This window comes from Chitinophaga niastensis (assembly GCF_003014755.1).
GTDB classification, from domain to species: domain Bacteria; phylum Bacteroidota; class Bacteroidia; order Chitinophagales; family Chitinophagaceae; genus Chitinophaga; species Chitinophaga niastensis.
On sequence record NZ_PYAW01000009.1, the window covers coordinates 42,366 to 57,760 of the forward strand.

Sequence of the window (15,395 nt, forward strand, 5' to 3'; positions counted from 1 at the left end):
AGGTTAACCTTATGTGAACGTAAGGAAGAACAAACAATAAAAAATTGAGATATAATAAATGTAAAGGGTCGCAGACATTGTCTGCGACCCTTTACATTTATTATATCTCATCATTACAACTCTCAGATACAAGTTGTAATCAGATTTGCTAAAAGTAAAAATAAACCCCTGTTTCAATGATACAATATTACCCAATATTCTTACCACAAGGTCAGCCCTTAGTTAGCACAATGTCAGGAATTGGATTTACTGGTTAAAATAATATTATCAGGCTTAAGTTCTGGGGAGAAATGTAAGGTGAGTATTGAGTTGCTAAAATAGGTGATTTTTTATTATTGAGGTAAAAAATATTTAGATAAGTAAAGAGCAACTAAGCGTTTCAGGTTGTTCAATATAAATTACAGGCAACGATAACATTTGATAAATTTTAAGCAGCTGGAAGATTTATTTCCAGCTGCTTAAAATTTTATAATGCTTTGGAAATGATAAAAACAAATAGGAAAATGAATATCAGAATTTATCCCAGAAAAGCCTGGTAGTTAGTTTATCCCCACCAATACTGGCAGATGCGGCCTGGTAGTTATTGGTATTCAAATTCTTTTCCGCAACCGGGTAGATATAACGTTTGGGAATATCGTTATAGGTAAGGTCTACAGGAACATTGAAGATAGGATAATCATATCTCCGCCATGCCAGCCAGCCTTCTACTCCGCGGTTATAAAATGCCAGGTACTGTTGTGTTCCTATTTTCCGTTTATAATCGCCCGGAGCCTTATCATAGGCAACATCATTCCTGCTGATATATGTGTTATATTCTGCGTCAGTGCATCCCCAATAAAACAGTGAGGCTTTAACAGCATTATTATAATGTGCTATTGCGGTGCCGGGCACATTAAATCCTCTTTCTTTTGCTTCAGCCAGTAAAAACTCTGTTTCGCTGTTATCAAATAAAAGCGCTTCAAAGTCAGCAGCTGTAATAGCCGGATTAATATGTGAGTAGGTGCCATAAGTATTAGCGGAACCATATATTCCCCCAAGGTAGCCGGCATCTTTCATGGTGAAAAAAGCTTTTCTTCTCGGATCCTGTAAATTATTCATAATGTCAACGATCGTATTGGCAGGCACCCAATCCGTGCGTCCTCCCTGAACAACATCTGCCCATACAGGATTATTGTTAGGTGGGCTAACCAGGTATTTTAACCGGGCGTTATCAGTGGCTGTTAATATTAAGCCGCCGTTGTCGGCAACAGCCGATTCTACTGTTGTTTTAGCTTTTACTGGGTCGGCATCTGCCAGTTGCAACCCGAGTCTTAATTTAAGACTATTACCAAATTTAATCCATGCAGCTACTGATCCCTTGTAAATAATATCGTTATTATCAAAGCTTGATCCGGCAGGATTCAGACCGCTTATATCTGTATCCAGCTTTTTTAGCAGATCGGCAAAAATAACATCCTGTTTGTCGTATGCAGGTAACATGTTGGTATTGTTCAGTGCCTGTGAATAGGGGATATCACCGAAGGTACTTACCAGTATAGAATAAGTATATACCTGTAACATATCAATGATCAGCAGCTGGTTTTTAACCTGTACCTGGTCCGGATTTGGTTCCCTGGGAATAAGTGTTTTAGCTTCTTCCAGGTTTTTCAGCACGCTGTGGTACATCGGATCCCAGAATGTATCGGGTACTTTTCTTTCCTGCAACCGGTACTGGCTTTCGGTAGGATAGGTAGTTTGTGCCCAGTATTGGGCCATTAAGCGGAATACATTGTTGAATACATTGCTGTTGGTCATAGCATCTACAAGGCTCTTTTGCGCGGCCGTAACCAGTGAGGAACCCGGTGCTATAGCTGCACCTTTGGTAGGCGTATTGAGGTCTGTTTTAGTACAGGATAACAGCGCTATCGTACATAACCCAAAAAATATTGTTATTTTCTTCATGGTGTTAAATTTTTAGAATCTAAACTTCAGGTTAAAACCAAATGTCCGGGCTGTAGGATAGCTGCCGCCCATAAAACCCTGCAGGTTGCCTGCGCCTAAATTATCTTCAGGATCAGCATAAGGGAGATTTTTATGGATGATCCACAGATTGCGGGCAATAACAGCAATATCAATTCCTTTAAACAAACCTGTTTTTGAAATCAGTGCTTGTGGCAAAGTATAATTAATGGCTACTTCTCTCAGTTTTACATAGCTGGCATCATATATAAATTCGGAATGCGGACTTGAATTGGAACCCAAACCTCTCTGCCCTGTATAAGGCACTCTTTTGGTATTAGGCTGACTTTTACCATTTGCATCTATGGTAACACCCTGGTAAATAACTCCGCCATCAGGTCCCGTATCGCGTACCGATTTACCCAGTTCATTCAGCCCGGTTGTATTTGGATATAAGCCTGCGCCGGTACCATAAAACATATCCAGCGAAAATAATTGCCCGCCCTGACGCATATCCACGAGGAAACTCAGACTGAGATTTTTATATTTAAATGTATTGGTAACACCACCAATCCAGTCAGGATTAGGATTGCCAATAACCCCGTTACCACCTATTTTATAATAACCGTTATCTCCCACAATGCGTTGTCCGGTTGCAGGATCAATTACAAAGTCAGTTCCCCTGATAACACCATATGGCTGGTTTAAAGAAGCGTTGAGGGAAATGCCGCTCTGAAAAGTGCCTCCTCCCAATAATACATTATCTATACCAGCTGGTAAGGAAAGCACTTTATTTCGGTTACGCGCCCAGTTAAGGTTTACTGTCCATGAAAAATCAGGTGTTTTAACGGGCGTTGCATTCACTGTAATTTCTATCCCTTTATTTTCTACATTTCCAGCGTTCACCACTTTACTGGTATAACCTGAAGCAGTTGATACGGGCGTTGCAAGGATCTGGTTTACGGTATTGGTTTTATACCAGGTAATATCGAAGCCCAGGCGATTGCGAAAGAAAGACAGCTCAAGCCCGCCTTCTGCACTCTTGGTCCGTTCCGGTTGCAGGTCAGGATTATTAAGTCTGCCGGCAACAGAGAAAAGGAGTGCATTGCCAAAAGGAGTAGGTTTATCGTAGGTAGTAAGCACATTTAAAGGTGGGGCATCGCTGCCTACTTCAGCATAATTCAGTCTTATTTTACCAAGACTTAGCCACGATATATTTTTAAGTAGTTGTGAGAACACAAAGCCTCCGGATATAGAAGGATAATAATAGGTATTATTATGCTCCGGTAAAGTAGAAGAACGATCCCGGCGCACGGTTGCATCCAGGAACAACATTTCTTTATATCCCAGGTTAGCACCTGCAAAAATACCATCTACCTGCGCCTCACTTAAAAATTCGGTAGGGGCCAGTATCGGATTTTTAGAGTTGTCAAGGGTATATAAGTCTGGTGCCGATAAGCCTCCGTTAGTGGCGGCAAAAATAGAGCTCACTTTGGTTCTGCGGATGTTGCTACCCAGCAATCCTTTAAAATTGAGGTCTTTTGTAATGTTCTTATTTACGTTCAGCAGGAGGTCGTAGTTGTATTCACTGAACATGCGGTTGAACCGGTTAAAGGAAGAAACGCCCTTGCTGCCAACGGCTATTCTTTCATCCTGCATTTCACTGTAAGAGTCTAGTGAAACACGCCCCAGTACATCCAGCCAGCTGGCCAGCTTATAGTTTAAAGCTGCATTTCCGAAGTAGCGGTAGCGTTCATCTGTTTCAAAATTTTTATAGCGGGTCCAATAGGGATTGTTCTCGTATAGGGGACTTGGATCGGTGATGCTTTTCATATTCCAGGTAGCATTTTTACCAGTACTGAAATAAGCCGCTTTCAGATCCATCATATCTACATTCAACGCATAGAACTGGCGGAAGCTGCGCATGATATTATTGGGATCATATCCTGTACCGTATCTTCCTTTACCATTGGTAAAAGTATAATTGATGCTGCCTGAAGCTGTCAGCCGATCAGAAATTTTATACGAAGCACCAAAGTTTACCATATCCTTACCCAGCTTGCTGTTGGGCAGTATTCCCTTTTCTGATGTTTTGGTATACCCCAGTTTAAAATAACCATTATCGCCGCCACCGTCTATTAAAATGCTGTTGTTAGTGGTTAACGGGTTTTCATAAAAACTATTGGGGTCATGCTTCGGGGCTACAAAGGGCTGTGGTTTACCATAAGTAGGAGAGCCCTTGTAGAAAGACCGCCAGTCATATACCATTAAATTAGGATTGTAGGGAGCGCCGAAAGAAGCATCTTCTGTAAAGGGTGATATGAGGTCTTTTACACCATCACCATTTACATCTTCATAAAAAAAATATCCATCGGGAGAACCATAAGTACCACCCTGAGGATCATAATATCCTTCTCCGAATTGTTTCTGATAAACGGGTAAGGTGCTCTTATCAATAGCACCAAATGTTACGCCTGTATTTACTGTAATACCCAAACCTTTACGCCCTTTTTTAGTAGTTATCATAATAACGCCATTGGCTGCACGTGAACCGTAAAGCGCTGTTGCAGCGGCGCCTTTAAGCACGTTTACAGACTCCACATCATCCTGGTTAATATCTGCTGCGGCGTTACCATAGTCGTATCCTCCGCGTCCCAACATCTGCGTTCCTGAATTCTTATTTGAATTGTCTACCGGTACACCATCAATAACAAACAACGCCTGGTTGTTGAACGAAATGGATTTGCTGCCTCGCAGCACGATGTTGGAAGAGCCGCCCATGGTGTTATTCTGGCTAACCTGCAGGCCTGCAACTTTACCGGAAAGGGAATTCACAATATTGCTGGTTCTTGCTCTGTTCAGTTCATCGCCGCTAACAACCTGCGATGAATAAGCCAGCTCATTTTTTTTCCTTTTCACATTCATGGCAGTAACTACGAGTTCTCCAAGATTTTTTGAGTCGGAGATGAGTGTAATAGTTATGCTGAGCACATTGCCTGCTGTAATTTCACGTGGTTGGTAGCCAATGCTATGCACCTGTAATACCGCATCATTACCCGGTACAGTGATGGAAAACCGGCCATCGTTATCAGCCAGTGCTCCCGTTGTATTGTTTTTTATTTTGATAGTGGCAAAAGGAACCGGGGATCCGTCTTCTCCTGTAACTTTTCCCGAGACCTGGTGCTGTTGGGCATATGCCAGGGAGGTACTCACCATAAGCATGGTGAATAACTGTACGATCTTTTTCATACGTGTTACTTTTTAGTTTTGGTTAGATATAATGAAGAAGAAAACTATTAGGCGATTTTGTTGTAATTGCGTTTTGGTATGAGAGAATTATTTCAGTAGATAAATATTGCCACAGGCGGATTTTAATTTTTTTTTGCGGTGTATGTGCTATGTTTTTAATGATTCATGAGGCATTTCAGTTTTTAGCATTATTATGTTGATAGCGCTGATGTGCAATATACTACCGCCTTTAGCGGCAGTATATTTGCGCTTATCGATCAACAACAAAAAGTAAAATTTCAGCGTATTAAAATTAACAAATACCGGCGTTCTGTGTAATACAGGGAAGGTAGCTATCGCATTGACATATGCTGGGTTGCAGCGTCAGTGGAACTTTTCCGCCTTTTGCTATTGCTTCGTTACCATAGTGAAGCGTAGCAATTTTAATTTTCCCCAGGTGTAATTTTTTTGACACTTCTTTTTTCATGAATAGTTTGTTTATAATTGATTTAAAATAAAACGCGGATACTTTTGCAATGCATAAACGGGAGTGTGATGTCTATGCAAATAATCATCAAGGCTACGACTGCACGTTGGGGAAGGCCACAATATATTATGCAGGGAATGCCTGTGTACATTGACAGTTAATAATTTAGGAACCAGTATGCAACGCGATGTAATGGTGTTTCCCGTAGGTTCTCATAACCAGTGTCCGGAGCGGTGAATTATTCCGGCCATCTATATTTTTTAAGCGGATGTTTTTGTTTCGCTGTTACAAATAGACCACTTTTATTAGATTAGTAGTTGACGAAAATTACCTGTTTGTTTACAAATTTTAACTCTGTTGTTTTTCACCTTCACTAATAATCCGGATTTTTTTTGTGTTGAATTGTTCTGTTAAAATCGGTATGCTATCAGTTAATTTTCTGGTAGTAATATTTATGCTTTCGTGATAAATTTGTTTTATTGGAGTTATTAAGTAGCTGCCGGATGAACAGTGATATCTATTCGCCATTACCATATCCAATTGGTAGTTGAGGCCCGTGAGCAAACCTGTAATGATTAGTATATGAATCAGCATTTTTAAAGTATATCAACCAGGATTTTTCAACACTATATTAAACCTTAGTCCATGTAGAAAACTGTCATGGTTTTATTGCCTTATGGGCGATCTCACCATCTGCTGCCCACAGCATAAAGATTACTGTATCTGATTGGTAGTTGTTGCACTTAAATAGGCCTGTACCATTAGTATATCAGTCAGCATTTTCAAAGTATATCAACCAGGATTTTTCAACACAGCATTAAATCTTAATCCATGCTAAAAATTGTCATGGCTTTTATCGCCTTATTGGCGGTCTTACCATCTATTGCCCAAACCGTAAAGGTTAGCGGCACTATTACAGATGAAAGAAACGGGCGATTGCCCGGAGCCTCCGTAAAAATTAAAGGGAATAGCCAGGGGGTCGTCACAAATGAAAAAGGAGAGTTCTCTATCGCTGTACTACCCGACGCTACACTGGAAATCAGTTTTATTGGGTATCTCAAACAAGAACAAAAACTAAAAGGACGTACGCATCTGGACATTGTACTTACGCAGAAAAGTGGCGCGCTGGAAGATGTAGTAGTGATCGGCTACCAGACGGTAAGCAGGAGGAAGGCTACCGCGGCAGTTTCCAGCATACGCGGTAAGGATATTGAAAATATTCCTGCCGGTAGTTTTGAGCAGCTCCTGCAAGGCCGCATGTCTGGTGTAAACGTGCAAAATTTCACCGGCGAACCCGGTGCTGCACCTACTATTTCTGTGCGGGGAAATACGGCTATCAGTACTTCCTATCAAAATAATCAATACAAGATATTAAACAAACCACTGTATGTGATCGATGATGTACCACAGTTTAATGATGACATGGCAGGGCCGGATATGGGAACCGGCACCAATAATATTGCCGGTTTAAATCCGAATGAAATTGAATCAGTGGATGTATTGAAAGATGCTGCTGCCGCCGCTGTTTATGGTTCCCGTGGTGCCAATGGTGTGATCATCATCAAAACAAAACGCGCACACACAGGCGCACCGCGTTTTAATATTTCTGCTTATGGTGGCCTCACAGAAATCCCTAAACTCCGTACAGTACTGGTGGGAGCACAGGAACGCCGCGAAAAGAACCGCTTGTACGATGATGCATTTGATGGTAATGTGTACCGGCTTACCCATAGGAGCCTTATCATGACAGACAGTTTGAACCCTGACCTGAATAAGGTAACCGACTGGCAAAGGATGTTCTATCGCAATGGTATGGTACGCAATGTAGATCTTAACGTATACGGGGGAACGGAGTATAACACCTACCGTTTATCTGCCGGATTTTATATGGAAGATGGTATCGTAAAGGCTACCGGATTTAAGCGTTACACAATGAATTACTCTTCTTCTATCCGTACCAAAAACGGGGCATTTGAAGTAGTACCTAATATAAGACTGGCACGCATAGAAAGAGGGCGTGGATCAGGCAGCGCCGATCTTTTCGGCGCAGTGGGCCAAAGCTTGCCTTCCTCACTGTTTGCGCCGGATGAAAGCAGCCTGCAAAGTGTATTGGGCAGATATTCCGGCAATATGGATATTAACACAGATAACCAGGTAAATGGAGATATCTCTTTCCACCTGAGTTTATCCAAACAATTATCTTTCCGCTCACGTAACTCTGTGGCAGTGGTAATGGGCAGAAGAGATGTTGCTGTTCCCAGTGTACTGAACCAGGACCTGGGTAATTCTTCCTCCTCCAACAGCAGTCTGCAACAAAGTTATACCACTTCCAATGACCTGAACTGGAACGTAGTACTGGGCAAAGGAAAAGAACATACGATCAATGCTATTATAGGCCAGGAAGTACAATACAGCACCTTCCAGAATACTTTTGCAAGAGGTGATCGCGGAGCCAGTGACCAAATACAGGTGGTGAACGGATTTCCACAAGGACCTTATCTTTCCGGTAGTTCTGCCTATTCTGCCTTTGGCATCCTGTCTTTATTTTCCAGGGTAAATTATGATTATAAAAGCACCTACCTGTTTTCTGCGTCACTGCGCGGGGACGCAGCTTCCAGCTTCGGACCCAAAAACAAATGGGGATATTTTCCCGCGATTTCTGCAGGCTGGATTATCAGCAATGAGCCCTTCATGAGCCGTTCTGCGAGTTGGTTAACGATGCTGAAATTCCGTGGCAGTTATGGCGTGCTGGGAAATCTGCCGGGCGACTACTACCTGCAGTATAGCCTGTATAATATTGGCGGCGCTGGTTATTCCGGCAGCAGTTTAAATCCCAATACCTATAATGGCACCGTAACCATTACCCCGCAGTTTGGCACTGGTGGTGTAGCACAAAAGGATATCAGCTGGGAAAAGACAGGTAGCTGGAATGGTGGTATTGAAGCAGAGCTGATGAACGGGAAATATTATTTCAGCGCAGATGTGTATGTGAAAAATAGTAAGGCAGGCTTGATAGATATGGGCCTGCAAAGCACCACTGGTATTGCCACGGCTAAAACAAATGGTGCACAGATCCGCAATTCTGGTATAGACCTGAACTTTCAGTTACGGAATGTATTGCCGGAAAAAAGCGCCCTGCGCTGGGAGATATTGTGGAACGTAAGCATGAATAAAAACCTGGTGGTAAGCATGCCCAATGGTAACCGCGATATTACATTCGGTAATCTGTTTAATACTACGCATCTCCTCACACGCGGGCAGGCGGTCAATACTTTCTACCTGTTAAAAACATTGGGAGTATATGCAACAGATAATGATGTTCCTACTGATAAGTATACCGGTAAGAAATTACAGGTAGGAGCCGTGAATGACCCTTCTTCCAACAACCCTTTCCGGGCGGGAGAGTTTGCATTTGCAGATATAGACGGCGATGGTATCATAGATGCATTTAATGGTGGTATTACCGGCGATAAAATTCCTTATGGTAATCCAAATCCTTTTCTCACAGGAGGTATTACACAAAATTTTTACTGGAAGAATTTTACCCTTGGGTTTCTTTGCACATTCACCTTTAAAAGAGATGTACTGAACCTCTATGAATCGGATACCTATGGCCGTTATGGCTATGATGATGGTAGCCAGTTTGCCAAATATGCGGTATCAGATCTTTCCGCTATGAACATCTGGCGTAAGCCGGGTGATAAAGCACAATATGCGAGAATGGATATCGGCACCTACCGCTATTATTATCGCCCGGACCAAACCTTCTTCCTGGAAAAGGGAGACTACTTCAGGATCAAAAATGTATCAATGGGGTACACATTAAGCGCCAAAGCACTGAAACCATTGCACCTGAGCCGGCTGCGCTTTTACGGTCTTATGGATAATGTATACATCTTCCAGGCATCTAAAAGATTACCCGATGCGGAAAATGTAAATCCATATGGTGAGTATAACGGTGCCGGCTATCCGAGCCCGCATAAATATACATTAGGCGTAGATGTAGGATTATAAAACCAGCTAAACACTTTTTATGAAACGGATCTTAATAATCATCATGATAGCTGCGGCATTTTTATCAGGTTGTAAAAAAATGCTGAACCAGGTGCCGAAGGATACCACTTACGCAGAGAAATTCTGGAAGTCGGAGAATGACATGAAAAAGGCGCTGGCAGGTGCTTATGCGGCCTTGCGATCCAATATGCTGGAACAGGATTACCTGCACAACCTGGGCGACATGACCTTAGGGAGCCAGTATATTGTTATTACAGGCTCGGCGCCATATTTTTACAATTCTGACTGGAATATACAAATAGGTAAATTTGAGATGAATTACCTCGATGTATTTCGTAACTGGTCCCGCTTTTACAGTACGATCCTGCAAACAAACCTCATCCTGGAAAAGCTGCCCCTGGTACCGGATAATACTTTCCAGGATGACGCTGAAAAAGGACGTAAACAGATAGCGGGACAAGCCCTGTTTATCCGCTCCTATGTGTATTTTCAACTGCTGCGCACTTTTGGAGATGTCCCGCTTGTATTAAAGGAAGATCCTGAGCCTATTGCCAATAAACCTTTGGCCCGCACAGATAAAAATCTTGTGGTGCAACAGATCTTAAACGATCTCGACGCTGCTGCCAACTGCCTGGATATGGAATATCAGGTGGAAACCGATAGGGGAACAGTGCCCAACAAAGCGGCCGTGATGGCTTTGCAGGCACAGGTATATATGTGGCGTGCCTGTGTGATCAAACGGCCTTCTTTTGATGCTACACCTGATATGGGCGATGTAAGTAAAGCCTCCGCATTGATTGAGCAGATCATTGGCAGTGGGCTATATGGATTACCAATGACAAACGGAATGGTAGACAGTATTCGTTATTCGAAAGTATTTGTGGGCAACAGCCGCGAAAGTATTTTTGAACTGTACACACGATATGCTTATAACGAAGGCTCCAATAACCTCATGCCAATGAAGTTTCTGCGGGTGCCTGTATTGGCTAAAACGTATGCCAGCTCACTCGGACTCGGAACCAGTTATGTAAATACTTTATTTCCACGTATCATACAGACTGGCCCGAATAAAGGAGATACTATACCGGACACGGATATACGAAGAAATCTTTTTATGTATGATGCGGACGGGACCAGCCCCATCTTCATAAAATACAATAACATCATCTACAATAATCCTAATCAATTGACGGAACCTTATCTCGATAATAATGTTTCCCTGATCCGCTATGCTGACCTGCTGCTCTCCAGAATGGAAATTGCCGTGTACAACGGACAGTTGGGGGCTGCCTATTCCCAGTTGCGTGATTTCCGCCATTCCCGCAACCGGCCGCAAATGGATTCTGTTGCTTTTGTAAGTGAAGCACCTTTGTCCTATAACCGGCTACTGGACGAGATTATGACCGAACGGGCCTGCGAATTATTTATGGAAGGACAACTTTACTTCGATAATGTACGGATGAAACGGTCTTTTGTGCCCTGGCTTACACCGGGACGTTATAATCAGGAGGGTTACCTGATGCCACTGGATCCCGCGCTCTTTAATAATAACAGGTTACTGGTACAGAATAAATACTGGGCAGGTAAAATTTAATGTTAACAGAAAAATATTAATTATGAAGATGATTCAACTGTTACTCCTGTTATTACTGATGATAGCAGGATGTAAAAAAGATAATTACCTCGTAAATTCCGGAGGCACTGATCTGGAGAGGATCAGGAAGATGTCTTCCTACGATTTTTTGAAAGAAAGCCGCGCATTGGATACTGTAGTAATGCTGATAGATAAGGCGGGTATGAAAACGGAAATCAATGGAGATATCACTTTTTTTTCTCCCACCAATGTTGGCGTTACAAATTTCCTGGCACAGCAAACCATTGCGCTGCAACGCCGCACCAATAACGAAAATCTGCAATTCACTTTCGATAGCTTATCTGTTGACAGTATTAAATTTTATCTGCGCCGGCATATTTTTAAAGGCGTCATAGATAAGAATGCGCTTGGTTATACGAAGAAGTTATTTTCCAACAGCAATGGAGAAGGGAGTTATTATATCAGCCTGGAGAAATATTATATCGATGTAAGTGGTATCCGGTCTACTACCAACAGGATCTTGCTACGGCGCATATTTGGAATACCCGACGAAGATGTACCCGCAGGAACAGAGAACAAGGAGCCGGACTATTACTCCTATGTACAAACATCTGAAGTACGCACAGCCACCGGTATGGTACATGTGCTGGATGCCAGCACCAATATGGGATTTTACATTTACAGAGGAAATTAAAAAAACGATCTATGAAATATATCTTATTCACTGCACTGGCTGTTATCTTACTGGTGGCCGGTTGTACCAAGGTCGAAAACGGTTTTTTAAGTGATGGCATACGTTACAAGAGCCCGGAAATATTTATATCCAAAGGCATTACTGCCCGTTATCCCGGTATTTTATTTGACGGCTCCACACCGCCGGTAAGATTTGAAATGCTGGATATACGCCCGGTAGATGGAAGCAAGCTGCCTGCTGCCTTTACCACAAAATACCCGGTATGGGTATTTAAAGATATGATGTCATTCAACCCTGATACTGATACCACCGTTGCCTTGCTGAGGGCTAAACAGGATAGTCTGAATGAATCTTCCTTTGAGTTCAACCCGGTAAACGGTGGATTCCTGTTTAAAACACCTTCCATCAATCTTCCCAATGGGGTCTATGAATTTGATGTAAAGGCCACCAATGTCAATGGGAGCAAGATCTATAAGAACCTGGCGCGTTTGCATATAACAGACCCTGAGTATATCCGCATGACAGAAGTGCCGGTGATACCCGGTTTCGATTCCGTAACCAATACTTTTCCCGGTCAGGTAAATGGTACGATGGAATTAAAACAGATCTCACCAACCGGTACCAAAGTGACGTTGAAAATAATGGATAAGAATGGAAAACTGTTTAATCCCAGGAACGGCGAAGTGATTGTGCGTGGTAACCGGCCATCATTTACTTCCTATGCAAAGTTCAACCCGGTGATTGTTACTGATACGGCTTTAATCACAGACTATGCGATTGCGCCATATCCATCCAAACTGATTCCCGGATACGCCAATTATCTTATTTATTACCGTATTCCTGCCTGGTTTATCAAAATGGATGGCGCTGCCCCCAAAGCCTGGTCAGCGAATCCACGGTTCGGTTTCCAGATCATGATAAATGGTACTTACGAGGTTATTGTGAAGTTACCGAATGTAACAAAGTTATGAGTATGAATCCCTCTTAAAACAAATATACTGTTATGATTAATTTGTTGAAAATTGCTTCATTTATGCTTATTGCCGGCGCTCTTTCCTGCACAAAAACACATGATACATCTTCGGGAAATGTAATTAAAGATTCCGTTGAAAATTTAACGCCTAAGGTGATGGCTGTCCCTGTGTCGGTGGTTGCCTATTATAAATTGTCTCCGTTCTATCAGAAATTTCTGGACCTGAACGATTTGCCCATCCTGTCTTCCGCAGCAGTGCCTGATGCAGCATTGCAGCAGGCATATAATATTATTAAAATAATGTGCAGCAGAAGACCTGAGGCATTTAAGGAACTAAAAAAGAATAAAATTCGTATAGGCGTGATGGGAGTGAAGGAAAAAACAACAACGATGCCTGAACACAGTGATTTGACCCCAAAGGATTATTGGGATGCACGTGCCAGGGGATTGGGGGCTACCCTTGAGCGGCCATTATCTTCCTGTGCAGAAGAAAATCTTTTAGGTTATCCCGGCGATAGCTATAAAGGAGAGGATATTACGGTGCATGAATTTTCGCACACTTTTCATCAAATGGCGATGAATTATATAGATACCAGTTTTGACCGCCGGTTAAAAGCTACTTATAACACAGCTATGGCAAATGGATTATGGGCAAACACGTATTCGGCCACCAACTATTTAGAATATTTCGCAGAGGGTGTGCAGATATTTTTTAATGTAGGCCAGTCAACAAAAGGGGATGGCATACATAACGGAATATACAACAGGATTCAGTTATATAGTTACGACAGGGCATTGCATGATTTTATAGCTGACGCTTTTGGGGGAAATGATATGCCGTATATGACGATCAGTAAATATTACAAGCAATAGATTAGTACGAATAGTATAAGGAGAGCCACCAGCGCTGATTTCGAAAAAACCTGATTAAGCCGCCTCATTGCTTTGAGGCGGCTTAATCAGGTTATGCTTCATAGCTTCATTTAATACAGATCCCAGAAATGTTTTGCGGCTTTGGTATCTTTTCCGCCAATAGATTGCACCGCTTTATCGTAATTACTTTTGTTCAGTTGTTGTTCATCCACGGGGTAAGTCATGCGGGTGGGAACAAGGGTAACATCTCTGTCGAGAGAGCCATCAACAGGCGCTACGAACAGTTCTTCACCATTGGGTTTCCTGAAATCCAGTCTTAATCTTTCAAACCAGCCTTCCAGTCCCTGCATATACATGGCAATCCATTTTTGGGTGCCAATTACATTTTTCCAGTTGCCGCCATTATAAGGAACCGCTGCCATGTATGGATCAATAGTATTTGCTGGTACGCCACGGTCTTCCATAGAAGCTCTGATCCCCTTTTTGTAATGATCTTCTGCCGAGCCACTGATAATGCCTCTTTCCACTGCTTCTGCCAGAATAAATTCCACTTCGGCGTAATCCATATAAACACCAGGCGCCTTAGCATCCAGTATGGCGCTGCCTGGCAATGAAATCGCACTGTTGGGAATTGTTTCTCCGTTCTGCTGATTTAATCCATAAGGTTTACCTATGTATTTACCATTGTCTTTTGCAGGTGCCGCGTAAATGGGCAGCCTGGGATCCTGTACTGTTTGCATATAATCCACCAGTGTTTTACACATGCAAAAATCGGTGCGTGATTTATAGGATTCATTCAGCGTATTATTATTGGGTGGTGCGTCCACATATCTGAATATGGCATTGTCTGCATTGGAAGTAAACACGCCTGCCGTCACGGCATCATTGATTGTTTGGCCGACCAGTGTTTTCAAGGCAGGAACATCACTCATCCTCATGGCGATCCTTAGCCGGAGTGAGTTGGCAAAACGTTTCCATTTAGTTACATTGCCGCTATAGATAATATCTGTTTTGGATGGAAAGGATGCCTTGCCGGGATCCAGTTTTGCTACCTGATCTCCCAGGGTTTTCAACAGATCGGGATAGATGGCCGCTGCTTTGTCGTATTCGCTGTTCGGCTTGTCCAGGCCTCCTAAAGCGGATTTATAGGGAATGTCTTCATATACATCCGTCAGCATATGAAAGGTCCATATTTTCAGTATTTCTGCAATGGCTACCTGGTTAGTGGAATAGTCAAATGTTTTTTCTCCGTTAATTTTAATGATCTCGTTAAGATCTTTTAAAGTACCGGCGTACATAATATTCCAGAAGGTATTGTTTTGATTTTCGCGGATCTGGTAGCGGCTTTCATTGGAATAAGTGGTGGCAGACCAGTATTGGGCGTAATGCATACCGGTACGCCCGTTATTCCATTCGTTCCAGATATTATCCATTGCTTTTTTCTCTGCGGAAACCAGCAGGAAACCGGGGTCTGTAGATTTCGGGTTATTGGGGTCCTGGTTAATTTCATCAAATTGTTTTGTACAACTGGTTACCAGGAGTATCATTGCAAATGTGATGCAATAGTATTTATAGGCTGTTTTTTTCATGGCAG

The 15,395-nt window shown here is 42.5% G+C and carries 9 protein-coding genes; 5 read left to right on the top strand and 4 right to left on the bottom strand.

Features of this window, described 5'->3' with window-relative positions:
* Positions 1-510: 510 nt before the first annotated feature.
* The 3 genes from CLV51_RS26530 to CLV51_RS29260 all read right to left on the bottom strand — a co-directional run bounded on the left by CLV51_RS26530 (position 511) and on the right by CLV51_RS29260 (position 5,653).
* On the bottom strand, positions 511-1,941 hold the full coding sequence (locus CLV51_RS26530) for a SusD/RagB family nutrient-binding outer membrane lipoprotein (RefSeq protein WP_106531141.1): 1,431 nt from the start codon (positions 1,939-1,941) through the stop codon (positions 511-513).
* A gap of 12 nt (positions 1,942-1,953) precedes the next feature.
* Entirely contained in the window at positions 1,954-5,187 is a 3,234-nt protein-coding gene (locus CLV51_RS26535) for a SusC/RagA family TonB-linked outer membrane protein (protein WP_106531142.1), read from the bottom strand.
* Positions 5,188-5,479: 292 nt separating this feature from the next.
* Complete coding sequence (locus tag CLV51_RS29260; protein WP_158267162.1) at positions 5,480-5,653, bottom strand: hypothetical protein; 174 nt, start codon at positions 5,651-5,653, stop codon at positions 5,480-5,482.
* A gap of 831 nt (positions 5,654-6,484) precedes the next feature.
* Between CLV51_RS29260 and CLV51_RS26545 the strand changes: the two genes are divergently transcribed.
* The 5 genes from CLV51_RS26545 to CLV51_RS26565 are packed head-to-tail and all read left to right on the top strand — an operon-like array spanning position 6,485 to position 13,801.
* Positions 6,485-9,667 carry a SusC/RagA family TonB-linked outer membrane protein gene (locus CLV51_RS26545; RefSeq protein WP_106531144.1) on the top strand — a complete coding sequence of 1,061 codons (3,183 nt, stop codon included), beginning with the start codon at positions 6,485-6,487 and terminating at the stop codon, positions 9,665-9,667.
* A gap of 19 nt (positions 9,668-9,686) precedes the next feature.
* Positions 9,687-11,261 (top strand): RagB/SusD family nutrient uptake outer membrane protein, encoded by a 1,575-nt coding sequence (locus CLV51_RS26550; protein WP_106531145.1) that lies wholly within the window; start codon positions 9,687-9,689, stop codon positions 11,259-11,261.
* Between the two features lie 22 nt (positions 11,262-11,283).
* The gene (locus CLV51_RS26555; protein ID WP_106531146.1) at positions 11,284-11,955 is read left to right on the top strand and encodes a hypothetical protein; all 672 of its coding nucleotides are present in this window, start codon (positions 11,284-11,286) and stop codon (positions 11,953-11,955) included.
* Positions 11,956-11,966: 11 nt separating this feature from the next.
* The gene (locus tag CLV51_RS26560) at positions 11,967-12,926 is read left to right on the top strand and encodes a DUF5007 domain-containing protein (protein ID WP_106531147.1); all 960 of its coding nucleotides are present in this window, start codon (positions 11,967-11,969) and stop codon (positions 12,924-12,926) included.
* A gap of 32 nt (positions 12,927-12,958) precedes the next feature.
* The gene (locus tag CLV51_RS26565; RefSeq protein WP_106531148.1) at positions 12,959-13,801 is read left to right on the top strand and encodes a hypothetical protein; all 843 of its coding nucleotides are present in this window, start codon (positions 12,959-12,961) and stop codon (positions 13,799-13,801) included.
* A gap of 110 nt (positions 13,802-13,911) precedes the next feature.
* Here the strand turns inward: CLV51_RS26565 and CLV51_RS26570 are convergent, their stop codons facing one another.
* Entirely contained in the window at positions 13,912-15,390 is a 1,479-nt protein-coding gene (locus tag CLV51_RS26570) for a SusD/RagB family nutrient-binding outer membrane lipoprotein (protein ID WP_106531149.1), read from the bottom strand.
* Between the last annotated feature and the right edge of the window lie 5 nt (positions 15,391-15,395).